This is a genomic window from Sphingomonas longa, from assembly GCF_016892685.1.
GTDB classification, from domain to species: Bacteria; Pseudomonadota; Alphaproteobacteria; order Sphingomonadales; family Sphingomonadaceae; genus Sphingomonas; species Sphingomonas longa.
In genome coordinates this window covers 1230091-1251994 of the sequence record NZ_JAFEMC010000001.1, presented here as the reverse complement: position 1 = coordinate 1251994, position 21904 = coordinate 1230091, and the positions used below count along the sequence as shown (strand labels likewise).

21 protein-coding genes, 1 tRNA gene and 1 pseudogene are annotated in these 21904 nt (G+C 67.3%); 14 read left to right on the top strand and 9 right to left on the bottom strand.

All coding sequences use genetic code 11. From position 1 onward, the window contains the following. The first annotated feature begins 198 nt into the window (after positions 1-198). The gene (locus tag ILT43_RS06125) at positions 199-495 is read left to right on the top strand and encodes a hypothetical protein (protein ID WP_204196052.1); all 297 of its coding nucleotides are present in this window, start codon (positions 199-201) and stop codon (positions 493-495) included. Positions 496-715: 220 nt separating this feature from the next. Beyond that, entirely contained in the window at positions 716-1258 is a 543-nt protein-coding gene (locus ILT43_RS06120) for a hypothetical protein (RefSeq protein ID WP_204196051.1), read from the top strand. A gap of 21 nt (positions 1259-1279) precedes the next feature. Here ILT43_RS06120 and ILT43_RS06115 read toward each other — a convergent pair whose 3' ends face one another. The 3 genes from ILT43_RS06115 to ILT43_RS06105 form a co-directional block, all read right to left on the bottom strand. After that, the gene (locus tag ILT43_RS06115; RefSeq protein WP_204196050.1) at positions 1280-2011 is read right to left on the bottom strand and encodes an extensin-like domain-containing protein; all 732 of its coding nucleotides are present in this window, start codon (positions 2009-2011) and stop codon (positions 1280-1282) included. Beyond that, positions 2011-2760: an NUDIX hydrolase gene (locus tag ILT43_RS06110; protein WP_204196049.1), complete on the bottom strand. Its 750-nt coding sequence runs from the start codon at positions 2758-2760 to the stop codon at positions 2011-2013. The genes ILT43_RS06115 and ILT43_RS06110 overlap by 1 nt, the downstream gene beginning before the upstream one ends. 62 nt (positions 2761-2822) lie before the next feature. Further along, positions 2823-2898, bottom strand: a tRNA-Ala gene (locus ILT43_RS06105). Positions 2899-3136: 238 nt separating this feature from the next. Between ILT43_RS06105 and ILT43_RS06100 the strand changes: the two genes are divergently transcribed. The 3 genes from ILT43_RS06100 to ILT43_RS06090 all read left to right on the top strand — a co-directional run bounded on the left by ILT43_RS06100 (position 3137) and on the right by ILT43_RS06090 (position 5870). Then, positions 3137-4462, top strand: coding sequence for a DUF2171 domain-containing protein (locus tag ILT43_RS06100; RefSeq protein ID WP_204196048.1), 1326 nt, complete (start codon positions 3137-3139; stop codon positions 4460-4462). 112 nt (positions 4463-4574) lie between these two features. Next, positions 4575-5561 carry an NADP-dependent oxidoreductase gene (locus ILT43_RS06095; protein WP_204196047.1) on the top strand — a complete coding sequence of 329 codons (987 nt, stop codon included), beginning with the start codon at positions 4575-4577 and terminating at the stop codon, positions 5559-5561. A 123-nt stretch (positions 5562-5684) separates the two neighbouring features. Beyond that, positions 5685-5870, top strand: a complete 186-nt coding sequence (locus ILT43_RS06090) for a hypothetical protein (RefSeq protein ID WP_204196046.1) — start codon at positions 5685-5687, stop codon at positions 5868-5870. A gap of 44 nt (positions 5871-5914) precedes the next feature. Here the strand turns inward: ILT43_RS06090 and ypfJ are convergent, their stop codons facing one another. Then, positions 5915-6820 (bottom strand): KPN_02809 family neutral zinc metallopeptidase, encoded by a 906-nt coding sequence (ypfJ, locus tag ILT43_RS06085; RefSeq protein ID WP_204196045.1) that lies wholly within the window; start codon positions 6818-6820, stop codon positions 5915-5917. A gap of 120 nt (positions 6821-6940) precedes the next feature. Here ypfJ and ILT43_RS06080 point away from each other — a divergent pair, with 120 nt between their 5' ends. Together ILT43_RS06080 and ILT43_RS06075 are read left to right on the top strand one after the other, a co-directional pair. Next, positions 6941-7726, top strand: coding sequence for a 3-hydroxybutyrate dehydrogenase (locus ILT43_RS06080; RefSeq protein WP_204196044.1), 786 nt, complete (start codon positions 6941-6943; stop codon positions 7724-7726). Further along, positions 7723-8322, top strand: coding sequence for a DUF4893 domain-containing protein (locus ILT43_RS06075; protein WP_204196043.1), 600 nt, complete (start codon positions 7723-7725; stop codon positions 8320-8322). Before ILT43_RS06080 ends, ILT43_RS06075 begins: the two co-directional genes overlap by 4 nt. A gap of 64 nt (positions 8323-8386) precedes the next feature. Here ILT43_RS06075 and ILT43_RS06070 read toward each other — a convergent pair whose 3' ends face one another. Next, on the bottom strand, positions 8387-9337 hold the full coding sequence (locus tag ILT43_RS06070; RefSeq protein WP_204196042.1) for a cation diffusion facilitator family transporter: 951 nt from the start codon (positions 9335-9337) through the stop codon (positions 8387-8389). Positions 9338-9433: 96 nt separating this feature from the next. Beyond that, the gene (locus ILT43_RS06065) at positions 9434-10315 is read right to left on the bottom strand and encodes an alpha/beta fold hydrolase (RefSeq protein ID WP_204196041.1); all 882 of its coding nucleotides are present in this window, start codon (positions 10313-10315) and stop codon (positions 9434-9436) included. 37 nt (positions 10316-10352) lie between these two features. Here ILT43_RS06065 and ILT43_RS06060 point away from each other — a divergent pair, with 37 nt between their 5' ends. Both ILT43_RS06060 and astD read left to right on the top strand, forming a co-directional pair. Beyond that, a complete protein-coding gene (locus ILT43_RS06060; protein ID WP_204196040.1) occupies positions 10353-11705 on the top strand; it encodes a protein adenylyltransferase SelO family protein in 1353 nt (450 codons plus the stop codon). Between the two features lie 260 nt (positions 11706-11965). After that, positions 11966-13375 carry a succinylglutamate-semialdehyde dehydrogenase gene (gene astD / locus ILT43_RS06055; protein WP_204196039.1) on the top strand — a complete coding sequence of 470 codons (1410 nt, stop codon included), beginning with the start codon at positions 11966-11968 and terminating at the stop codon, positions 13373-13375. Positions 13376-13492: 117 nt separating this feature from the next. Here the strand turns inward: astD and ILT43_RS06050 are convergent, their stop codons facing one another. Then, positions 13493-15310 carry a DUF885 domain-containing protein gene (locus tag ILT43_RS06050; protein WP_204196038.1) on the bottom strand — a complete coding sequence of 606 codons (1818 nt, stop codon included), beginning with the start codon at positions 15308-15310 and terminating at the stop codon, positions 13493-13495. Between the two features lie 276 nt (positions 15311-15586). Here ILT43_RS06050 and ILT43_RS06045 point away from each other — a divergent pair, with 276 nt between their 5' ends. Further along, the gene (locus ILT43_RS06045; RefSeq protein ID WP_211534405.1) at positions 15587-16258 is read left to right on the top strand and encodes an NlpC/P60 family protein; all 672 of its coding nucleotides are present in this window, start codon (positions 15587-15589) and stop codon (positions 16256-16258) included. 93 nt (positions 16259-16351) lie between these two features. Here the strand turns inward: ILT43_RS06045 and ILT43_RS06040 are convergent, their stop codons facing one another. Then, on the bottom strand, positions 16352-17758 hold the full coding sequence (locus tag ILT43_RS06040) for a helix-turn-helix domain-containing protein (protein ID WP_204196036.1): 1407 nt from the start codon (positions 17756-17758) through the stop codon (positions 16352-16354). Between the two features lie 199 nt (positions 17759-17957). Between ILT43_RS06040 and aceA the strand changes: the two genes are divergently transcribed. Further along, positions 17958-19232 carry an isocitrate lyase gene (gene aceA / locus ILT43_RS06035; protein ID WP_204196035.1) on the top strand — a complete coding sequence of 425 codons (1275 nt, stop codon included), beginning with the start codon at positions 17958-17960 and terminating at the stop codon, positions 19230-19232. A 45-nt stretch (positions 19233-19277) separates the two neighbouring features. Further along, a complete protein-coding gene (locus ILT43_RS06030) occupies positions 19278-19436 on the top strand; it encodes a hypothetical protein (protein ID WP_168377291.1) in 159 nt (52 codons plus the stop codon). Between the two features lie 59 nt (positions 19437-19495). Here ILT43_RS06030 and ILT43_RS06025 read toward each other — a convergent pair whose 3' ends face one another. Further along, a complete protein-coding gene (locus ILT43_RS06025) occupies positions 19496-19864 on the bottom strand; it encodes an STAS/SEC14 domain-containing protein (RefSeq protein WP_204196034.1) in 369 nt (122 codons plus the stop codon). A 130-nt stretch (positions 19865-19994) separates the two neighbouring features. Between ILT43_RS06025 and ILT43_RS19455 the strand changes: the two are divergent. Next, positions 19995-20752 (top strand): annotated as a pseudogene (locus tag ILT43_RS19455) (SDR family oxidoreductase). Between the two features lie 15 nt (positions 20753-20767). Then, entirely contained in the window at positions 20768-21877 is a 1110-nt protein-coding gene (locus ILT43_RS06010; RefSeq protein WP_204196031.1) for a glycoside hydrolase family 130 protein, read from the top strand. The last annotated feature ends 27 nt before the right edge of the window (positions 21878-21904 follow it).

The window sequence follows — 21904 nt, the reverse complement described above, 5'->3', positions numbered from 1 at the left end:
CGAGATCGCGGTCGTGACCGCCGGGCGCGATGCGACCGACATCGCCTTCATGACCGTGTGGGGCCTGACCCGCCTTCAGCGGCAGACGGTGCGCGTGCGGCGGCTGTGATCGGATCGTCGCGAGAGAACTGGACGGGCTACAGGAACGGCGACGGGGCATGATCGTTTTGACCCTAGAACGATCATAGGAGAGCCAAGATGGCCGACATCGATAACCGCGCGCTCGACAGCCTGTCCGTTGCCCCGGGCGATCCCGACGAACCCACGGGCGGCAGTCGGGTGCAGGGGCAGGATGCGGGACGCGACAAGTCGATCGCCAAGCGGCTGGAGAAGAACCCGGAGAGCAGCGACGCGCGGCTGGACAATGCGCTGGACGAGTCGATGGACGCCAGCGACCCCGCCTCCTCGACGCAGCCCGTCCATCGCGGCAGCGAGCCCGCCGTGTCGTCGGGCTATGACGAGGAAAAGGAACGGGCGCTGCGCGACGGCGGCTGAGCGGTTCGGGCGCAACCTTTGTTTGTTGCGCAAAAGCACCATGAATCCACGATTGGGATGCGGCGAACCTCGGTTCGTCGCATCCCTTGTTGCAGCGCAGCGATTTTCGGCGATGTTCATGACGATCCGGCGACGGTCTCGTTAAGGGCGGTGTAACCACTTTTGGCGTATCCCTTGTCGGGCAGAAGCTCTGGGCGGGGTGACGACGATGGGTTCGAGGATGAAGCCGGCCGAAGGTGCGATGACGTTGGCCGAGATGAAGGAATTCGCGAGCTTTTCCAGCTCGACACAGCGGTATATCCGCCGTTCGCTCGACATCGGTCTGGACCGCGACGACGCCATGACCCGGTGGTCGCGCGACGTGGTGGAAGCCGCCAGCATCCGCGCGCAGGCCCGCCTGTACCGCGCGCTGCCTGCGATCCGCGAGATCGTCCCCGACGACAGCGGCCTCGACGCGATCGAGCCGTTCCTGGCGCCATTGGTCACCGTGGTCGCGTTCGATCTGGGGCAGGGCCGGTTGCCCAGCTTCTCGGCGGTGCGCTTCCTGTACGAGCGGCTGATCGGTGCGGAGGTGCGCCCGTGGTTGCCCGCGGCGTTCTGCGCGGCGGCGGCGTTGCCGCATCTGCATCCAGAACTGCGGCGCACATTGCTCCAGTCGATCAGCGAAGCGGCGGCGACCGCGGCGGGCTGGTCCAACCGTCAACCGGCGTTCTTCCCCTATTGGGTGGAGAAGGTCGAGGGCGCTCAGCCGATCGCGAACTGACACTCACGCGGCGGTCGACCGTCAGCGACAGGCTCGCCACCCCATCGCGCCACGGTTCGCCTGATCGAGGTGGAGGTGGTCGCGGTGCGCGGCATTGTAGTCGGGCGACAGCGTCGTCGCGAACAGCTTGCACGCACCGTCGCGCACGCGGCGCAGGAATCGCGCCTTGCCGTCGTCTCCTTTCCAGTCGCGTGCGACGGTGATGCGCGTACCATCCGTCAGGCGGAAGCCGGCAATGTCCACTGCATCGGCGGTGGAATGCTCGCTCCAGTTGCCGGCATCGCGCCCATAGATGCGTCGACAGCTATAGCTCCCGAAATGGTCGATCGAGACGACGCGCTTCCCGAACTCGGCCTCCGCAGCCGGCTGCACGACATCCCATTCCCACATCGCCAGCGCGGCGCCGACCGGGCAGGCGACGCCGAGGCCCGCGGGCACGAAGGCGATGTTGCGCGCACCGCTTGCCGTGAAACGAATACCGTCGCGATAGCCGCATTGGCCCGCTCCCGACCTTGGTGGCAGCGCGGTATAGCGGACACCGGCGCGGTCGAGCGCGGCGCGGCAGGCAGGGAAATCCTCCGTCAGCGCGGTCAGCTTGCGCCCGGTGAACAGCCCCACCGGCTGGCCGAGATCGAGCGGCGTCCACGGCAGATCCTGCGGTCGCCCCCGCAACGCGGCCCAGGCGATGAACGCGAGCGCCAACGCGATGCCGCCGAACACCAACACTCCGGCAAGGCGACGCAATACCGCCATCAACCGCGCATCGCGGCATCGAGCGGCTCGGCCGTCACCGGGTAGCCGAGATCGTCGGGGATGCAGAGCTGCTCGATGCCGTCCCGCCACGCGGGAAAGGGCGAGATCAGCCGCACCGGGTGGGCACGGGCCTGCGCAACGGCGTCGTCATAGCTGCCGAACAGCGCCAATCGCTCCAGATTGCGACGCGTCGGATAGATCAGGGCCGCCCGCCCCGCATCCGCCTCTGCCAGGATCGCGGCGGCGCTGGTCCACAGCAGGCGCACATTCTCCGTATGGTCCTCCTCCGCGACCGGCGCGTCCGCCGGTAGCCGCGCGAGGTAGAAGCGGGTGTCGAATATCCGCGACGTGGCATGGCTGGGCCGCCACCGCGCGAATGGCACCAGCGCATCGAGGTCGAGCGTCGCGCCGTCCAGCGCCTGCATCAACGGCGCGCCCGCATGCAACGCGGCGCGCGCCTCTGAAACATCGACATCGGCTGAGACGCCGATCGGCAGCCCGACCTCCTCTATCGTTTCGCGGATCGCGGCGATGCGCGCGGCCGTGCCGTCGGCATCGTCGCTCTGCATCGTCGCGGCCAGCGCCACGTCGCCGGGATCGACCCGCCCCCCCGGAAATACCAGCGCTCCCGCGGCGAACGCCATCGCCTTGGCGCGCTCTACCATCAACAGCTCGGGCGGCGCATCGGCGCGATCACGCAGGATCACCAGCGTCGCGGCGGGAATGGCGGGGCTTTGATCGTCGAACATTACTGGCGTAACGCGCGGAGGCGGTGATGATCCCGGCGCTTCATGGGATGCTGTGGGCGGGGTGGTGGAGCTGAGGGGAATCGAACCCCTGACCTCTGCAGTGCGATTGCAGCGCTCTCCCATCTGAGCTACAGCCCCGCGCCCTCCGGCTGAGCCGGCAGCAGCCCGGACAAAGCCGGGAGCGACGCCCTTAGCGAGCCGTTTCGGGCAATGCAACATGCCTTCGGTGCAGCAGCATCAAGTCACCGGGGGCGGGACGATCCCCCCGTACGACCGGATGTGCTCCAGATCAGGAACATCGGTCCCAACTGCCCGTTTTTGCTTCCGGAAACCGAACACCGCGCGACGTGACGCGGCCGGCAACCACCGCAGGAGAATGGAGACCATCATGGGCTACGAACGCTATCCGCGAGGGAACGACCAATCCGATCCGCAGGACTCGCGCCGCGACTTCGGCACTGGCCGGGAGTACACCTATTCCAGTGCACGCGACTATGCCGCTGCCGGACGACTGGGGCGGGATGACGATGACGGCGACCGCTCACGCGACCGTTACGGCGCACGCGATTATGGGCGGCAGAGCTACGGTCGGCAGGATTACGGCCAATCCGATGCCGGTCGTTCGGACTATGGCCGCTCCGAATATGGACGCGCGGAGTACGGGCAGGGCAACCAGCCTGGACGCGGCACCTCCGGTTATGGCGATCGCGATTACGGCAGCGATTATGGCAGCCGCGATCAGGCGCGCGGCGGCAGCTATGGCGGATCGCAGGGCTTCTACGGCCGCGGTCGCGAGGGTTCGGGCCAGCAGCAGGGCGGGTCGCGCGAATATCACGGCTCCTACGCCAGCGACGGCCGCCGGTTCGAGGATGTCGGCCGCTACCGCCACGCCGACGACGACAATTATCGTGGTCAGCAACAGGGTCGCGAGCAGAACCGGGACCCGAACCGCGGCGGATATGGCCGTCAGCCGCAGGGCTATGACTATGAGGATCGCGGCTTCCTGGCGCGGGCCGGGGACGAGGTCCGTTCGTGGTTCGGCGATGACGAGGCGGAGCGTCGCCGCGAGATGGATTCGCGCTACGACGAGCGGTCCGACCCGTCGCAGGGCGGCAGCGGTCAGTCCCGCTACGGTAACCGCTCGCGCCACCACGACGAGGACTATCATAGCTGGCGCAGCGGCCAGATCGCCGCGCTCGACCGCGACTATGACGAATATCGCAATGAGAACCGCTCCAAGTTCGAGAACGAGTTCTCCAGCTGGCGCACCACTCGTCAGGGTCAGCGCGACCAGTTGAACAAGGTGACCGAACATCAGGAGGTCGTCGGATCGGACGGCGCGCATGTCGGGACCGTCGACAAGGTGCGTGGCGACCGTATCCTGTTGACCAAGAACGACGTGGATGCGGGCGGTCAGCACCACTCGATCCCGTCGAGCTGGGTACAGTCGGTCGACGACAAGGTCACGCTGACCAAATCCGCCGACGAAGCGAAGAAGGCGTGGCGCGACGAGGACCGCAATCAGGCGATGTTCGGCTACGGTGACAACAACCGCCAGCAGGGCAGTTCGCAGGGCGGCGCCAGTGCGTCGAGCACCGCGTCGGCGACGACCGGCCGGTCGACGACCGACCAGACCAAGACGGATCGCGACGACTTCACGTCGGACGGCAACCTGAACAAGAGTTTCCCGGGCACCTACTAACGCCCGGGACACTGCGGGAGAGGGTCCGGGCGGCGACGCCCGGACCCTTTTCATTTGTGCGATCGCCGCGCCTTCGCCAGACCCAGTTGAACGATAACGAGGAGAGACATCGATGCCCCGCGCCTGGACCCTGGCGTCGCGCCCGAACGGGACGCCGACCCACGCCGACTTCGCCCTGATCGACGTGGATGCCGCGCCGCTCAACGACGGCGAAGTCCGCGTCGCCAATCGCTGGCTGTCGGTCGATCCGTACATGCGTGGCCGCATGAACGACGTGAAGAGCTACGTCCCGCCCTTCGCGATCGGTGCACCGATGGACGGCGGCGCGGTCGGCGAGGTGATGGAGAGCCGCAGCGACTCGCTGAAGGTCGGCGACATGGTCCTGCACATGCAGGGCTGGCGCGACGAGGCGACCGGCCCTGCGGCGGCCTTCACGAAGCTGCCCGCGCTCGATGCGCCGCCACAGGCGTTCCTCGGCCGGCTGGGCATGCCCGGCGTGACTGCGTATTTCGGTCTGCTCGCGGTAGCGGAGGCGAAGGAAGGCGACACGGTGTTCGTATCGGCGGCGGCGGGTGCGGTCGGCTCTACGGTCGTCCAGATCGCCAAGGCCAAGGGCATGACGGTGATCGGCTCGGCCGGTGGCGCGGAAAAGGGCGAGTGGGTCCGTTCGCTCGGCGCAGACGGGGTCATCGACTATAAGGCGGGATCGGTCGTCCGCGCGCTGGGCGAGGCGGCTCCGAACGGGATCGACGTGTATTTCGACAATGTCGGCGGCGATCATCTGGACGCGGCATTGGCGCATGCGCGGCCCCGCGCGCGCTTCGCGATCTGCGGGATGATCGACGTGTACAACGACGCCAAGCCCACGCAGTTGAAGTATCTCGCGCGCCTGATCGGCAACCGCGTTCGGATGCAGGGCTTCATCGTCAGCGACTACATGAACCGCGCGGGCGAGTTCTACGCGGAGATGGGTTCGCTCGTCGCCAGTGGAAAGCTGCGTGGCGAAGAGACGGTATTCGACGGACTGGATACCGCACCGGACGCCTTCCTCGGCCTGTTCAGCGGCGGCAATACCGGCAAGATGCTGGTCCGTCTGTAACCGCGGCGGGGAGGGCAGGCTGCTGCGGCCCTTCCCGCGTACGATGGCGTACTAACTTGTCCTAATGCGCGCCAGATCGGCTTGATGCATGAGCCAAGCACCTGTTAAACTTGGGTTTCGATCATGCGCACCGACTGCGACTATTACTACAAGCGAGCCGAAGCCGAATTGGAGATGGCGCAGCGATCCACTGTGCCGGAGGCGGTCAAGGCGCACTACATGCTGGCCGGTTATTATCTCGACCACGTCTACGCAAACGGGGTCGGCGAACACTCGCAACTAACGCAGCTGCTCGCCGCCTCGCGCTGAGGACCACGCCGGGGGCGGCACGCTTGCCGCCCCCCGTCAGGGTCTTACAACGACCCCTTGAACGTATCGCACTGCGCCGGATCGCCGGTCTGCAAACCACGCCGCAACCATTCCATCCGCTGTGCCGACGTGCCGTGCGTGAAATTGTCGGGCGACACGCGCCCCTTGGTCAGCGTGTCGTCGCCGATCGCGGAGGCGGCGGTCATGCCCTCCTCGACGTCGCCCGGATCGAGCCGGTCGCGATTTTGCGCCGCCCATACGCCGGCATAGCAATCCGCCTGCAACTCCAGCCGGACGGACGCGGCATTGCCCTCCGCCTCGCCGGCGGACCGCTGGATGCGCTGCACCTGTTCGGAGGTGCTGAGCAGGTTCTGGATGTGGTGGCCGAATTCATGCGCGATCACGTAATATTGCGCGAAATCCCCCTTCGCGCCGAACCGGTTGGCCAGCTCGTCGAAGAAGCTGGTATCGAGATAGATGTTGTCGTCGGTCGGGCAGTAGAACGGCCCCATCGCGGATTGCGCCGCGCCGCAACCCGACTGGCCATTGCGGCTGAAGAACTGCAGGCCCGGTGCCTTGAACTGCTGGCCCGACTTGGCGAAGATCGCCTCCCACGTATTTTCCGCGGAGCTGAACGCGTTGCAGGCGGCGCGCTTGGCGGGGTCGGAGGAGCAGATCGCGGTCGCGCTCTTCTCGCCGGTCTGAGGCGCGGTGCGCGTGACCTGAGTCCCCGACCCGCCGCCACCGCCGATCATCGAGCCGATGTTGCCGAGTCCGCCGAACACCGCCAGCAGGATCAGCACGACGACGATGCCACCGCAGCCGAAACGGCTGCCGATCAGCGGCAACAGCCCGAACAGCAGCCCACCGCCGCCGCCGCCGCCGAAGCCGCCGCCACGATTGCCCTGGTCCCCGACGTTGATATTCGGGTCGAAATCGTCGAGCCGCATGGCACTTGCCCCTCTGCCGTATCCGCCCGTTGAATGCGCGACGGACCCAAGAGGTTCAAGGGCCGTTGATAGGATGAGGCGGCGCGGCCAGACTGGCGGCAGGCGTGGGGGGAGTTGACGATGTTCCTGAAGGGCAAGACGGCGGTCGTGACCGGTTCGACCAGCGGCATCGGGCTGGCCTATGCCCGCGCGCTGGCGGCGGAGGGTGCGGCGGTCGTCCTCAACGGTTTCGGCGAGGCGGACGCGATCGAGGCGATCCGCGCCGAACTTGCGACGACCAGCGGCGCGACCGCGCTGTACGACGCCGCCGACATGACCCGGCCCGACCAGATCGCGGCGATGATCGAGCGGGCGGTCGCCGAAACCGGATCGATCGACGTCCTCATCAGCAATGCCGGCATCCAGCATGTCGCGCCCGTCGCGGAGTTCCCGCCGGAGAAGTGGGACGCGATCCTGGCGATCAACCTGTCGTCCGTGTTTCATGCGATGCGCGCCGCGATCCCGCACATGAAGGCGCAGGGCTGGGGCCGGATCATCTCCACCGCTTCCGCCCATTCGCTGGTCGCGAGTCCCAACAAATCCGCCTATGTCGCCGCCAAGCACGGCCTGATGGGCCTGACCAAGACGGTGGCGCTGGAAGTGGCGCAGGCGGGGATCACCGCCAACTGCATTTCCCCCGGCTATGTCTGGACGCCGCTGGTGGAGGGGCAGATCCCCGACACGATGAAGGCGCGCGGGATGACGCGGGATCAGGTGATGAACGACGTGCTGCTCGCCGCGCAGCCGACCAAGGAGTTCGTCACCCCCGAGCAGGTCGCCGCGCTCGCGCTCTTCCTGTGCCGCGACGAAGCGAAGGCGATCACCGGTACCAACCTGTCGATGGATGGCGGCTGGACCGCACAATGAGGCGCGCGCCCGCTGCCGTCACGGCCGCTGCCGCCTTGCTGGTCGTCGCCAGTGCCGGGCAGGCCGCCGACTGGCGCCGCACCGCGACCCCGAACGATCGCGGGCGTTTGCGGGGATGGCGCGATGCCTGGGTCGCCGCACTGACGCAGGCGCGCAGTACGCCGGACGGCGCGGCGGCGATCGCCCGCGACCGGGTGCTGTACGATCCGGACCACGCTCTGGTCGATCCGGTGCCACCCGCCGGCGACTATCGATGCCGGACGGTGAAGCTCGGCGGCGGCGATGCGCTGAGCTTCGTTCCGCACGAGTGGTTTCGCTGCCGGGTCGGGCAGGGGAAGGACCCGGCGTCCTTCGCGAAGACCACTGGATCGCAGCGTCCGGTGGGTACGCTCTACCCCGATACCGACGCCCGCGCGGTGTTCCTCGGCACGCTGGCGCTCGGCGACGAAACGCGCGCGATGCCTTATGGCCGCGACCGTTCGCGCGACATGGCGGGCATCGTCGAGCGCATCGGCGAGCGTCGCTGGCGGATGGTGCTCCCCTATCCGGCGTTCGAATCCACGCTGGATGTTATCGAACTGGTTCCTGCGGAGTAGCGCAGGGCTCCAACTGTCCGTCATTGCACGTCTCCCTCCCCCGAAGGGGAGGGAGTAAAAAGCCCTACGCCGGCGCAGCCGTCGCCACGAACGCGTCCTCGCGCCGTTCCGGCCGGATGTAGATCGACGATAGCGTCGGCAATTCGTCGTGCAGTTTCGCCTCCAGCGCCTCGATGATCCGCTCGCCGTCGCCCATCGTCACCGCGTCGTCGAAATCGGCGCTGATCGCGACGAAGACCGCGTCCGGCGCGGTGTGGATCGTGCGGACGTGGTTGACGGCGGCGATGCCCGGATACGCGGCGACGATGTCGCGGATGCGGGCGATCGTCGCCGGATCGGTGCGTTCGCCGATCAACAGCCCCTTGCTCTCGCGCGCGAGCAACACGGCGACCAGCGCCAGGATGCACCCGATCGCGATCGACGCGATGCCGTCCAGCGCCGGATTGTCGTAATAGTGGCTCGCCCACACACCGACCGCTGCGATGACCAGCCCGGCGAGCGCCGCCGAATCCTCGAACAGCACGATGAAGCCGGCCGGGTCCTTCGACTCGCGGATCGCCTGCCACCAGCCGGTGTCGCCCTTGGACGCGGAGAATTCACGGACCGCGATCGTCCACGACGACCCCTCCAACAGTACCGAGATGCCCAGCACGATGTAGTTGACGAGGGGGCTGGTCAGCGGCTCCGGCTCGACGATGTGCCGCCACCCCTCGTAGATCGACACGCCCGCGCCGATCGCGAAGATCAGGATCGCCACGACGAATGCCCAGAAATACAGCTCGCGACCATATCCGAACGGGTGAGCGGTGTCGGGGGAGCGGCGGCTCCGGTGCTGGCCGTACAGCAGCAGGATCTGGTTGCCGCTGTCGACGCAGCTATGCACTCCCTCCGTCAGCATCGACGACGATCCGGTGATCCCAGCCGCGATGAACTTGGCGACGCCGATGCCCAGATTGGCGGCCAGCGCGCCGTAGAGGACGATATTCTCGCGGATGCGGCCAGTCAGCGTCGTCATGAAGGTCTATCCGGTGCGCGCCGCCAAGGTGTCGGCACTGGCAGCGATGAACGCGCTACGACCGACTTGGTCCCCGCCTGTTTGTCAGCACATCGCTCAGTGTCGCGCGCGCACCTTGTCCAGCCACGCCCCGATCGCGCCCGCGGCCTCCGGCTCGGCCAGCGTCGGCGCGTGGCCGATCCCCGGCACCGTCGCCAGCGTGGCGTCGGGCAGCGCCGCGATCATCCGCTCCGCCACCGGGCCCGACAGGATGTCCGACCGCTCGCCGCGCACCACCAGTACCGGCGCATCGCCCAGCGCCGCCAGCGCCGACCACATATCCGGCCCGCTCTCCGCGCCCGGCACGCGAAACGGCTCGGCGATGCGCAGGTCGTAATCCAGCACGATCCGCCCCGCACTGGTCAGCCGGTACAGCCGCTTGGCCATCGCCAGCCACTCCTCCAGCCCCCAGTCGGGATAGATGTCGCGGTTCGCCTCCGCCACGGTGCGCGCGGCATGCAGCCAGGTCGGGCAACTCGACCCCTTGCCGACATAGCCGCGGATGCGCGACAGCCCCGCGGCATCGATCTCCGGCCCGACATCGTTGATCAGCGCGCCCGCGATCCGGCCACCGCGCGCACCCGCCAGCAACATGCCGACGATCCCGCCCAGCGACGTGCCGACCAGCGCGAACCGGTCGATCTTCTGATCGACCAGCAGCGCCTCGATATCCTGCATGTACGTCAGCGGCACGTAGCTCATCGCGTCCTTGGCGTAGCCGCTCTCGCCACGCCCGCGCAGGCTGACCGCGATCACCCGCCATTCGCCGGCATGCGCCTCCGCGAATGCCTTGTAGTCGCGGGCGTTGCGAGTCAGCCCGGGAATGCACAGCAGGGGAGGGCGTCCGTCCGTCGGGGCATCGTCTCCGCCACCGTAATCGCGCGCATGCAGGCGAACGCCGTCGGCGGACCACCAATAGACGTTCGTATAAGCGGCCATGCTTGCGTCTCCCGGTGCGCGCCACCCATATCGGGCCATGCCCGTGACGCAAGCCTATCGCCCCGCCGCCGCCCTGCTCGATCTCGGCCCGACCTTCGTCGACCCGGTCGCCGCGGCGAATTTTCCGGAGACGCGGCTGCGCTTCCGTAACGATCGCGCCGCCGCCACGGTCGGCCTCGACGCGTTGAGCGACGAGGAATGGATCGCGCATTTCGGGCGCTTCAAACCACTGCCGGATACGTTGCCGCAGCCGCTGGCGCTGCGCTATCACGGCCACCAGTTCCGGACCTACAATCCCGATCTTGGCGACGGTCGCGGCTTCACCTTTGCGCAGATGCGCGACGCGCACGGCCGGCTGGTCGATCTCGGCACCAAGGGATCGGGGCAGACGCCGTGGAGCCGCTTCGGCGACGGTCGCCTGACGCTGAAGGGCGGCGTGCGCGAAGTGCTGGCGACGGAGATGCTCGACGCGCTCGGTGTCTCCACATCCTCCACTTTGTCGCTGATCGAGACCGGCGAGCAACTGGACCGCGGCGACGAGCCGTCGCCCACGCGGTCGGCGGTGATGGTCCGGCTTAGCCACGGCCATATCCGCATCGGCAGTTTTCAGCGGCTCGCCTATCTGCGGGACGACGACGGCCTGCGCCGCCTGACCGACTATGCCCTGACGAAACTGTTCGACGAGCCGGCTGGCGATCCGGTGCGCCTGCTCGACCTCGTCGTCGGTCGCGCCGCGACGCTCTCGGCGCAATATATGGCCGCAGGCTTCGTCCACGGCGTGCTCAACACCGACAACATCAACGTCACCGGCGAGAGCTTCGATTACGGCCCTTGGCGGCTCGCACCGACCTGGGACCCTGCCTTCACCGCCGCCTATTTCGACCAGCAGGGCCTCTACGCGTTCGGCCGTCAGCCGGAGGCGATCGGCTGGAACGTGATGCAGCTTGCCGCCTCGCTCCGCCCGATCGCGGAGAGCGACGCGCTGATCGAGACGGTGGAGCGCTATTCGCCGCGTTTCCAGCAGGCGCTGGTGGAGGCGGTGCTGTGGCGAATGGGGCTGACGCCGCTCGGCACGCCCGACGATCGCGCGCTGGTGCGGGCGGTGGAGGCGACGCTGCGCGCCACCGGCCATCCGCTTGACGGGTTCTTCCACGACGCCTTCGCGGTACCCTTGCCCGACAGCTATGGCGACGACTGGGCGGACGTCCGCAGCCGCGCCGCCGCTTTCGTTCCGCGCAAGGCGCGGGGCGACTATTGGACCGGCGAACCCTGTTCGATGCTGATCGACGAGGTGGAGGCGATCTGGGCGCGCATCGCCGACGATGAAGACTGGTCCGCGCTCACCGAAAAGGTCGCCGCGATCCGCGCGTTCGGGGCGGCGCTGCGCTGACATTCAGTGGCGGAACGCCAGCCACAGCAGTTCCGCGCCACCCGCCAATACGACCCACCCCAGCGCGGCCGCGCTCGCGACGTATACGCCCACCGGCAATCTCCGCATCGTGCTCCCCTAATCCCCCGTCCAGGCCTCCTGCTGCCGCGCGCCCTGCCGCTCCAACGACTTCTCGCATCCTCTGTGATCGTTTTCGCGTTCCGCAAACGAATGCGCGCCTTCACTTGCCCGCAAGCTGGCCGCGTCTATGAAGGGCGATCATGAGCGAGATCATCTCCTTCGAACCTGCGACCGGAGCCGAGCTGGCACGGCTGCCCATCGGCGACGTCGATGCGGAGGTGGCGGCGGCACGCACCGGTTGGGCCGGCTGGGCCGCGCAGCCGCTGGCGTTCCGGATCGAGACGATGCGCCGCTTCGCCAACGTCGTCCGCCAGCGTCAGGACGCGTTCGTCGACGTCATCGCGCGCGAGACCGGCAAGCCCCTGTGGGAGGCACGCACCGAAGTCGAATCGGTGATCGCCAAGGTCGATATTTCCGCCACCGCCTATGCCGACCGCACCGCGCAACGCCGGATGGAGGCCGCCGCCGGTGCCCGCGTGGCGCTGCGTCACAAGCCGCACGGCGTGCTCGCGGTGCTGGGGCCGTACAACTTCCCCGCGCACCTGCCCAACGGCCACATCGTGCCCGCGCTGATCGCCGGCAATGCGGTGGTGTTCAAGCCGTCCGAGAAGACGCCTGCGACGGGCAAGTTCCTCGTCGACTGCTACCACGCGGCGGGCGTGCCGGAGGGGTCGGTGCGGCTGCTCGTCGGGGGTCCCGATCAGGGCAAGGCACTCGCCGAACACCGCGACATCGACGGTCTTCTGTTCACCGGTTCGGCGCGCACGGGCATTGCGCTCAACCGCCTGTTCGCGACGCGACCGGAGAAAATCCTGGCGCTGGAAATGGGTGGCAACAATCCCATCGTCGTGTGGGATACGCCGGACCTCCACACCGCCGCCGTGCTGGTCGTGCAATCCGCCTTCACCAGCGCCGGCCAGCGCTGCACCGCCGCGCGTCGCCTGATCGTGCAGGACTCGCTCTATGACGGGCTGATCGACGCGATCGGGCGCATCTGCCAGCGGATCATCGTCGGCGCGCCGCACGACACGCCCGCGCCCTTCATGGGCCCGGTGATCGACAACGAGGCCGCCGACCAGCTGACGGAGAGCTTCCTGTCGCTGCTGATGCGCGGCGGCCGCCCGATCCGGCATCTGGAGCGGCCCGACGACCGTCTGCCATTCCTCGCCCCCGCCATGATCGACGTCACGAACATGGCGGAGCGTCCCGACCTCGAACTGTTCGGCCCGATCCTGCAGGTGTTCCGCACCGCCGACTTCGACGCCGCCATCGCGGAGGCCAACAACACGCGATACGGCCTGTCGGCGGCGCTCGTCAGCCAGACGCCGGCGCTCTACGATCGCTTCTGGGCGAATATCCGCGCCGGCGTCGTCAACTGGAACCGTCCGACCAACGGCGCCGCCAGCAATGCGCCGTTCGGCGGCATCGGCTGGTCCGGCAATCACCGCCCCAGCGCGTATTACGCCGCCGATTACTGCGCCTATCCGGTCGTCAGCAGCGAAAGCGACGCGGCGAGAGCGGCGATCGGGATCGGGCTGCGGGACGCTTAGGGGGCGGGGTAACCTCCACCGTCATCCCAGCGAAAGCTGGGATCTCAGGCGATTGATCCCCGCCGCCACTACGAGACCCCAGCTTTCGCTGGGGTGACGGCATGTTGCTCTTCTGCCCTACTTGGCCGCCAGCCAGTCCCCGATCTTCTTCTCCAGCACCGGCATCGGCAGCGCCCCCGAATCCAGCACCGCCGCATGGAACGCGCGCGGGTTGAACGCCGTGCCCTGCTTGGCCTTCGCCTGCGCCTTCAGCTTCAGGATCGTGAGCTGTCCGATCTTGTACGCCAGCGCCTGTCCGGGGATCGCGATGTAGCGCTCCACCTCCGCCGTCGCATCCGTCCGGCTCATCGGCGAATTGGCGAGCATGTAATCGATCGCCTGCTCGCGGCTCCACCCCTTGGCGTGGATGCCGGTGTCGACCACCAGCCGCATCGCGCGCAGCATCTCGTCGGACAGGCCACCCATCCGCTGATACGGGTCCGTCTCCATGCCCAGATCGGGCCACAGCGTCTCCGCATACAGCGCCCATCCCTCGACATAGGCGGTGTTGCCGCCGAAGCGCATGAACGCGGGCAGGGCCGCATTCTCCTGCGCCAGACTGATCTGGAAATGATGTCCCGGCACCGCCTCGTGCAAGTACAGCGTCTCCATCCCCCAGGTGAACCGCGTCGGCAGATCGTAGGTGTTGTAATAGAAGATGCCCGGCCGCGATCCGTCCGGCGTGCCCTGCTGGTACGATCCCGCCGCATCGGTCTTGGCGCGGAAATCGGGCACCGGCCGGATTTCGAGCGGAGTCTTCGGAATCAGCGAGAACTGCTCGCGCACCCGCGCATCGATGCGCTTGCCGATCGCCTCGTACCCGGCGCGCAGCGCCTCCGCCGACTTGGGCTGGAACTGTGCGTCGGTACGCAGGTGGTCGAAGAACTGCGCCAGCGTGCCCTTGAACCCGACCGCCTTCTGCTGCGCCGTCATCTCCCGCGTAATCCGCGCCACTTCCGACAGGCCGAGTTGGTGGACGTCCTCCGCCTTCAGCGGCAGTGTCGTGTTCTGCTCGATATTGTGGGCGTACAGCGCCGCGCCGCCGGGCAGCGCCGACAGCCCGACCGTATCGCGCGCCTTCGCCAGATACTCTTTCGCGAGGAAGTCGCGGAACGCGCGATGCGCCGGCAGGATCACGTCACGCACCTGCGCCGCATAGGCCGCCGTCAGCCGCACGCGCTCGGTCGCCGGGATGCCGTCCGGGAACATCGTGACAGGTGCGTAGAAGGTCGACTTCTCGACGCCCTCCGCGATCAGGTTATCGAACTGCGCGATCATGTTGCGCACGACCAGCTTGGGCTGCGTCACGCCCTTCGCCATGCCCTCGCGCAACCGGTCGGTCAGCCGCTGGTACAGCGCCGCATAGCCGGCGTTGCGCTTCAGGTTATTGTCGTAATCCTGCACCGCCTTGAACGGCGCCGCCCCCTTGCCCGACGCGAAGTCCGGGTAGAAGGTCTGGAACCCGTCGAAATGGCTGACCGGGAGCAACCGGACGATCGCCAGCAGTTCGGGCGTATAGCCCTTCAGCCCGATCTCGATCTGGTTGCGGAACACGTCGTATGCGATGCGATCGACCGGCGTCAGCGTCGCACGATCGATTGCGTTCAGCGCCTTCAGGTCGGCTTCCAGATTGCGCTTGTCCCGCGCCAGCCGCGCGTCGGTCAGATACTCGCCGAACTGGTCGGCGTAGCGCATGTCCCCGCGCGCGATCGCACCGAGCGGCGACAGAGCCAGATCCCGCTCGTCGCTGTCATAGAACAACCGCTTCAATCGCGCATCCTCCGGCCCGTCGCCGGCGACAGGCACGGGCGGCGGCAACGCCTGACCCGAGGCGATCGCCGGCACCCCAACCACCGCGATCAGGGCAGCGGAGGCGAGCAGAAGAACGGGCAACATCGAACGCATGGACAGGCACTCCGGCAGGCGCCGCACCGGCGGCCCCGCGTCTCGCCTAGCGTTCTGATTCGTCGCGCGAAAGCCACTCTTCGCCGGTCGTGCCGATCAACGCGCGGCGACGCCGGCCAATCCGGCAAGACGTGGGTCGACCGACCACAACAATCGGCAACATATGCAGCATGAGTGATAGACTCCGTCATCCATGCGCGCGAGTATCCCACGTTCGAGGGCGAGTCGGGGGGAATTATCATGAAGATCATCTAGGTACAGCAGGCGCTGGCGCAAAAGGGTTACAAGCCCGGTGCACTGGACGGAGTCTGGGGACGGCAGACGGCATCTGCATTACGGTCCTTTCAGGACAGCAACAACTTGCAGGCAGATGGAATCCTTGGAAATCTGACACTCGCCGAGCTCTTCCCCGATACGAAGCTGCCGCGAAAACTGGATGATCCCAGCCTGGTCTGGTTCAAGGAAGCCCAGCGGCTGCTCGGTACTCGCGAACATCCCGGCGTGGGATCGAACCCGGAGATCATCGAATGGGTCAAGGATATGAAGACGCTCGATTACAAGTCGGACGACATTCCCTGGTGCGGCCTGTTCGTCGGCCACTGCATCTCGTCGACACTGGACCGCGAACCTTTACCGACCCGCGTGCTGAGTGCCCGCGCGTGGGGCGCGTTCGGCATCGCGACGAAGCCCACGCCGGGTGCGGTCATGGTCTTCTGGCGAAAGACCAGGGACAGCGGATTGGGTCATGTCGGCTTTTATGCGGGCGAGGATGCGGACGCCTATCGCATCCTCGGCGGCAATCAGTCGGACAGCGTCTCGCTGGCCTGGGTCGCCAAGAGCCGGTTTATCGCGGCACGGTGGCCGGCGACGGTGTCGCCGCCGGTGCCCGTCGAGGTCACGGTCGCCCGCAGGGAACCCTTGTCGTGGAAGGAGGCCTGACCGCGCGGGCCGCGCGCGTCGATCTGGCGGTCGGGCTGTTCCGGGACCCGCCGTGCTCCCTTCGCTCGCGGCCTGCACGCCGACCCGGCGTCCTCAATCCCCCGCGAAGGTCAGCGCCGTGATCCGCCGCTCACGTTCGTTCACCGTCAGCGCGCGTCCCGCCGGTGGCGCGGACCGCTGCGGACAGTCCGCGCGCACGCACGCGCGGCATCCCAGCCCGATCGGCGTGGCGCTGCCGCCGAGGTCCAGCCCGCGTGCCGCCGCCAGCCCGCGCGCGAACTCCGCCGCCACCCCCAGCCCAACCGCGAATTCCACCGGCACGCCACCAACCCGCCGCACCTGCGGCGTCACCGTCCGCGCCATCGTCACGAATCGTGCGCCGTCCTCCAGTTCAACCAGTTGGGTCGCTACCTCGCCCGGTCGATCGAACGCATGATGTAGCCGCCACAGCGGGCATCGCCCCTCGACCTCGACCAGCGCCGCTCCGCTCGCACCCGGATAGCGTTTCGAGGATTGTCCGGCGCGATCGACGCGGATCATGAAGAACGGCAGCCCCCGCGCGCCGACCCGGCTCAGCGTCGTCAGCCGATGCGCCACCTGCTCGAACCCCGCTCCGAACCGCCGCCCCAGCAGCTCCACGTCGTAGCCCGTCGCCTCGCATCCACGCAGGAACCGGGCATAGGGCATCATCAGCGCCGCCGCCCAATATCCGGCCAGATGCCGCCGGAACAGCCGCTCCGCCGCGCGCGCCACGAACGCCTCGCCGCGCACCAGCGCGTCGATTTCCGCCCGCGCCTCGATCTGCGCCAGTTGGAACGCCGCCGCGAAGGTCCGCGCGGAAGGCCCCAGCAATTCCGACAGCTGCAGCTGCCGCGCATGCAGGTCCAGCCGCCGCAGCACATCCGGCAGCACGTCCACCGGCAGCACCCGGATCGACAGGCTGTGCCGCACGCGCAACCGCTCCGCGACCGCGCCGTGCAGATCACCCGCGCCTAGCCGCAGCTCGTCCGCCAGCGCCTCCGCCGACGCGTCGAGGTCGGCGAAATGATTTCGCCACCGCCCGATCGCGCGTCGGACCTCCGCGAACGGATCGTCGGCCACGGGCGCTCCGCCCTCGCTGCCACCACTACCCAGCCGGTCGAACACCCTTGCGAACGCCGCCGCACCGCCGGGGGCGGCGGCCAGCCATTCCTCGACCTCGTTACGATCGATCTCCAGATCGGCGAACATCGGGTCGGCCAGCCGCCGCCGCATCGCCGCCGCACCACCGCCCGGCGCGTCTGCCGCCAGCGCGCGCGGGTCGAAGTCGAACCGTTCGACCAGTCGCATCACGATCGCCGCCGATACCGGCCGCTGGTTACGCTCGATCAGGTTCACATAGCTGGTGCTGACCTCCAGCATCTCCGCCATCTGTACCTGACTGAGTCCCTGCGCCCGCCGCAGCCGCCGCAGCGCATGTCCCGCCAGCAGCTTGCGCCCACCTGTTCCTGCCCCGGCCATGTCCTACAGCCTCCCGATCCTGTATTTCTACACACAGTCGACAGGAGCCCGGATTATGTCAACGATTTACACCATGACAGTCGCCGAAGTGGAAGTTCTCCACTTCGCGACCGCATGAAGAAAGGGGGACATCTTTTCGTTCGCCTCCGCTTCCTCCACTTCGTCGGACAAGACGGACGACACTGTAAAGGATGTGACAATGACCTTCGACGATCTCGTTCCCTCGCCTCCCGGTCGCTTCGACGGGATCGAGCGTCCCTATTCGCCGGAGGATGTCGCCAAGCTGCGCGGATCGGTGCCGATCGAACATACGCTGGCGAAGCGTGGCGCGCTGAAGCTGTGGGACCTTCTGAATACGGAAGATTACGTCCACTCGCTCGGCGCGATGACCGGCAATCAGGCGATGCAGATGGTCCGCGCCGGACTGAAGGCGATCTACCTCTCCGGGTGGCAGGTCGCCGCAGATGCCAACACCGCCGGCGCGATGTACCCGGACCAATCGCTCTACCCCGCCAATGCCGGCCCGGAACTGTGCAAGCGCATCAACAATGCGCTGCAACGCGCCGACCAGATCGAACATTCGGAGGGCGGCGCGCAACGCGACTGGTTCGCGCCGATCGTCGCGGATGCGGAGGCTGGCTTTGGCGGTCCGCTCAACTGCTTCGAGATCATGAAGGCCTACATCGCGGCAGGCGCGGCGGGCGTGCATTACGAGGATCAGCTCGCCTCCGAAAAGAAGTGCGGCCATCTGGGTGGCAAGGTGCTGATCCCGACGCAGGCGCATATCCGCAACCTCGATGCGGCGCGCCTCGCCGCCGACGTGTCGGGCGTGCCGACCGTGATCTGTGCCCGCACCGACGCCGAAAGCGCGAAGCTCATCACCAGCGACGTGGACGAGCGCGATCACGAGTTCCTGACCGGCGAACGCACGCCGGAAGGGTTCTTCCGCCTCAAGGACGGTACCGGTGTCGATCATTGCATCAAGCGTGGGCTGGCATTCGCGTCGCATGCCGACCTGCTGTGGTGGGAGACGTCGCACCCGAACCTCGACGATGCGCGGCGGTTCGCGGAGACGATCAAGCGCGAACACCCGAACAAGATGCTCGCCTATAATTGCTCGCCGAGTTTCAACTGGGAGGCGAACCTCGACAAGGACGACATCGCTCGCTTCCAGCGGGAGATCGGCGCGATGGGATACAAGTACCAGTTCGTCACGCTCGCCGGCTTCCACCAGCTCAATCACGGCATGTACGAACTGGCGTCCGGCTACCGTGACCGCGGCATGGCGGCCTATTCGGAGCTGCAACAGGCCGAATTCGCCAGCGAAGCCAAAGGTTACACCGCCACGCGTCACCAGCGTGAGGTCGGCACCGGCTATTTCGATCTCGTCGCGCAGGCCGTCGCCGGGGGCGAGAGCAGCACCACCGCGCTCGCCGAGTCCACCGAAGCCGCCCAGTTCCACAAAGCCGCCTAGTTCCACCAAGCCGCCTAGTCAGAGCAGCAAATCAGGAGACGATCGATGCCGAACACCGAACCCCAACGCAGCCGCGCCGTCTTTTCGACGGAGGATTTCGGCCTGATGAAGGAAGCCGTCGCCGATTACGTCCGCAAGATCGCCGACGATCCGCGCTCGGCGAAATTCTCCAACCTGTACCACCGCCTGGGCCGTCTCGGCTGACGCGTTTTCCGGGAGAGGAAGCCCGCCCGTCGCCGGTCACCGGCGGCGGGTTCGGCGCGTCATGCGAACAGCCACGTCCTGGCAGCGTCGAGGTCGGTGAAGAACTCCACGTCGGGCCGATCCGTCAACCGCCGCGTCTGCATGCGGGCAAGCGAGGAGCCGGTCACGAAGGCGAGGCGCTTCGACCGGTTTTGCGGCGTGCTGACGATCTTGGCGAACATCGCGACAATGTCCTGCAACTGGATGCGCATCTCGGTGACATCGACCAGCGTGATGTGCTCGTTCGGACCACAGTTCAGCGTCGGCACCTTCTGCCGCAGATCGGCATCGAACGCGCCGACATCGGCCTGCGAGAAGAAACCGCCCATCCTGATCGACAGAAGGTGGATGGTCGGATCGACCGTGATCGAGAAATGCGCGTTCATCATGCGTCCCAGAGGGCAGGAGCGGTTATCTCGCAGAAAAGCATGAACAATCTGCAACCCTTCGGATCACGTCGCGGGGAACCACGAAGAGGGTCGGGCGTCCCTAGCGGCGAACAGCCAAGTGGATGATAACATGACGGAATCGACCGACGCCCACACCGCCGTGACCCCTTTGCAGGGCCGTCGCGCTATCGTCACCGGCGGCACGACCGGAATCGGCCGCGCGATCGCCGTGCTCCTCGCCGCGGAGGGTGCGAAGGTGTTCGTCGGCGGCACCAGCCCCGAACATCTGGAGGACGCGCTGGCCCGCATCCGCGAAGTGGGGGAGGGTGACGGCACGGTCCTCGACCTCGCCGTCGCCGGCAACGCGCAAAAATTCGTGGAGGCCGGCGAGGCGTATCTCGGTGGCCTCGACATCGCTGTGATGAACGCCGCCGTCGCTGCCGAGGGGTTGACCGACATGAGCGAGGACGAGGTCGCGCACGCGTGGCGCTCAACTTCACCGCCTATGTCATGGGCGCGCACGCATCCGCCGCCCGGCTGAGCACGACCGGCGATCTCGTGCTGATCGGATCGATGAGCGCACACGTGCTCGGGCCCGGATCGACCGTCTATGCCGGGATCAAGGCGGGCATCGCCGGCTTCTCCGAAGCGCTGCGCCGCGAACTCGGACCCAAGGGCATCCGCGTCGCCTTGGTCGAACCCGGCCTGACCGGATCGACCATGCAGGAGCCGGACACTCCGCCCGAGGAGCAGCGCGAAAAGATCGCGGAAGAAACGATGCTGCGCGCCGAGGACATCGCGGTCGGCGTCCATTATCTGCTGACTCAGCCGAGCCGCACGGTGGTACAGCAACTGACGATCGTGCCGCGCGCCCAAGCTGGCGAGTAAAGGACCAAGACGCTGATGCCGCTCGACCACCTCGTCTTCACCCCTGCCGATGTCGATCTGTCGCGGTCGCCCCTGGCGGGGAAGATCGACGCCGAAACCTATGTGCTGGGCGCGTTCAACCCCGGCATGACGCGGCTGGCGAACGGCAACCTGCTGCTGATGGTCCGCATCGCAGAGGCGCTGAAGCAGCCGATCCACGACGGGCACATCCACGCGATCCGCTGGGCGGACGGTGCGTATCACCTCGACGCGTGGCCGCTCGCGCTGGTCGACACCGCCGACCCGCGCAAGTTCCTGATGCGCGGCGGCGGGTGGAAGGTGCTGGCCCTGACCAGCCTATCGTGGCTGCTGCCCGTCGAACTGGATGCGGAGGGGCGCAGCGTCGTCGCCGTGCACTACGACCGCGCCATCGCCCCGACTGCGAACTATCAATGCTACGGCGTTGAGGATGCGCGGATCAGCCGGGTCGGCGACCGCTTCCTGATGACCACCTGCTCGGTCAGCCCGGAACGCCATTGCACGACGATGTACAGCAGCGCCGACGCGCTCGACTGGACGCTGGAGGGGATCGTCCTCGACCACCAGAACAAGGACATGCTGGTGTTCGAGGGGTTGGTCGGCGGCAAATACTGGGCGCAGACCCGCCCGCTCGGCGACCTGTATTTCGCCTATCCGCCGGGCAGCGAGTGGCGCGCCGGGCCGTCGATCAACCTGTCGACCTCTCCGGATGGCCTGCACTGGAAACCCTATGACAAGCCCGGAATCCGGCCGCATGCCGCGACGGTCTCGACCGCACGGATGGGCGGGGGAACCCCGCCGATCCTGACCGATGCAGGCTGGCTGACGCTGTGGCACGGGGTGGAGCCGTCGGGCGTCGTGGGCATCTATCGCACCTACTGGTCGATCCTCGACCGCGACGACCCCAGCGTTACGGTGCGCACGGAACACACTCCGCTGCTGGAACCCGCGCCCGCGCTGACGGAACCGCTGAAGGACAGCCTGTACCTGGACAACGTCGTGTTCACGACCGGCATCGCTGACGCCGGCGACCATTATGTCGTCGCGAGCGGGGAGGCGGACCTGGCTTGCCGGATCACGCACGTCGCGAAGTCGGTTTTCGCGTAGGAAGCCGGTGCGCACGACGCTATCGAT

Excerpts from the sequence above, each read along its gene's own strand:
- ILT43_RS06125 (WP_204196052.1), top strand. The coding sequence starts at position 199 with ATGGCCGACATCGATAACCGCGCGCTCGACAGCCTGTCCGTTGCCCCG.
- ILT43_RS06120 (WP_204196051.1), top strand. The coding sequence starts at position 716 with ATGAAGCCGGCCGAAGGTGCGATGACGTTGGCCGAGATGAAGGAATTC.
- ILT43_RS06115 (WP_204196050.1), bottom strand. The coding sequence starts at position 2,011 with ATGGCGGTATTGCGTCGCCTTGCCGGAGTGTTGGTGTTCGGCGGCATC.
- ILT43_RS06110 (WP_204196049.1), bottom strand. The coding sequence starts at position 2,760 with ATGTTCGACGATCAAAGCCCCGCCATTCCCGCCGCGACGCTGGTGATC.
- ILT43_RS06100 (WP_204196048.1), top strand. The coding sequence starts at position 3,137 with ATGGAGACCATCATGGGCTACGAACGCTATCCGCGAGGGAACGACCAA.
- ILT43_RS06095 (WP_204196047.1), top strand. The coding sequence starts at position 4,575 with ATGCCCCGCGCCTGGACCCTGGCGTCGCGCCCGAACGGGACGCCGACC.
- ILT43_RS06090 (WP_204196046.1), top strand. The coding sequence starts at position 5,685 with ATGCGCACCGACTGCGACTATTACTACAAGCGAGCCGAAGCCGAATTG.
- ypfJ (WP_204196045.1), bottom strand. The coding sequence starts at position 6,820 with ATGCGGCTCGACGATTTCGACCCGAATATCAACGTCGGGGACCAGGGC.
- ILT43_RS06080 (WP_204196044.1), top strand. The coding sequence starts at position 6,941 with ATGTTCCTGAAGGGCAAGACGGCGGTCGTGACCGGTTCGACCAGCGGC.
- ILT43_RS06075 (WP_204196043.1), top strand. The coding sequence starts at position 7,723 with ATGAGGCGCGCGCCCGCTGCCGTCACGGCCGCTGCCGCCTTGCTGGTC.
- ILT43_RS06070 (WP_204196042.1), bottom strand. The coding sequence starts at position 9,337 with ATGACGACGCTGACTGGCCGCATCCGCGAGAATATCGTCCTCTACGGC.
- ILT43_RS06065 (WP_204196041.1), bottom strand. The coding sequence starts at position 10,315 with ATGGCCGCTTATACGAACGTCTATTGGTGGTCCGCCGACGGCGTTCGC.
- ILT43_RS06060 (WP_204196040.1), top strand. The coding sequence starts at position 10,353 with ATGCCCGTGACGCAAGCCTATCGCCCCGCCGCCGCCCTGCTCGATCTC.
- astD (WP_204196039.1), top strand. The coding sequence starts at position 11,966 with ATGAGCGAGATCATCTCCTTCGAACCTGCGACCGGAGCCGAGCTGGCA.
- ILT43_RS06050 (WP_204196038.1), bottom strand. The coding sequence starts at position 15,310 with ATGTTGCCCGTTCTTCTGCTCGCCTCCGCTGCCCTGATCGCGGTGGTT.
- ILT43_RS06040 (WP_204196036.1), bottom strand. The coding sequence starts at position 17,758 with ATGGCCGGGGCAGGAACAGGTGGGCGCAAGCTGCTGGCGGGACATGCG.
- aceA (WP_204196035.1), top strand. The coding sequence starts at position 17,958 with ATGACCTTCGACGATCTCGTTCCCTCGCCTCCCGGTCGCTTCGACGGG.
- ILT43_RS06030 (WP_168377291.1), top strand. The coding sequence starts at position 19,278 with ATGCCGAACACCGAACCCCAACGCAGCCGCGCCGTCTTTTCGACGGAG.
- ILT43_RS06025 (WP_204196034.1), bottom strand. The coding sequence starts at position 19,864 with ATGATGAACGCGCATTTCTCGATCACGGTCGATCCGACCATCCACCTT.
- ILT43_RS06010 (WP_204196031.1), top strand. The coding sequence starts at position 20,768 with ATGCCGCTCGACCACCTCGTCTTCACCCCTGCCGATGTCGATCTGTCG.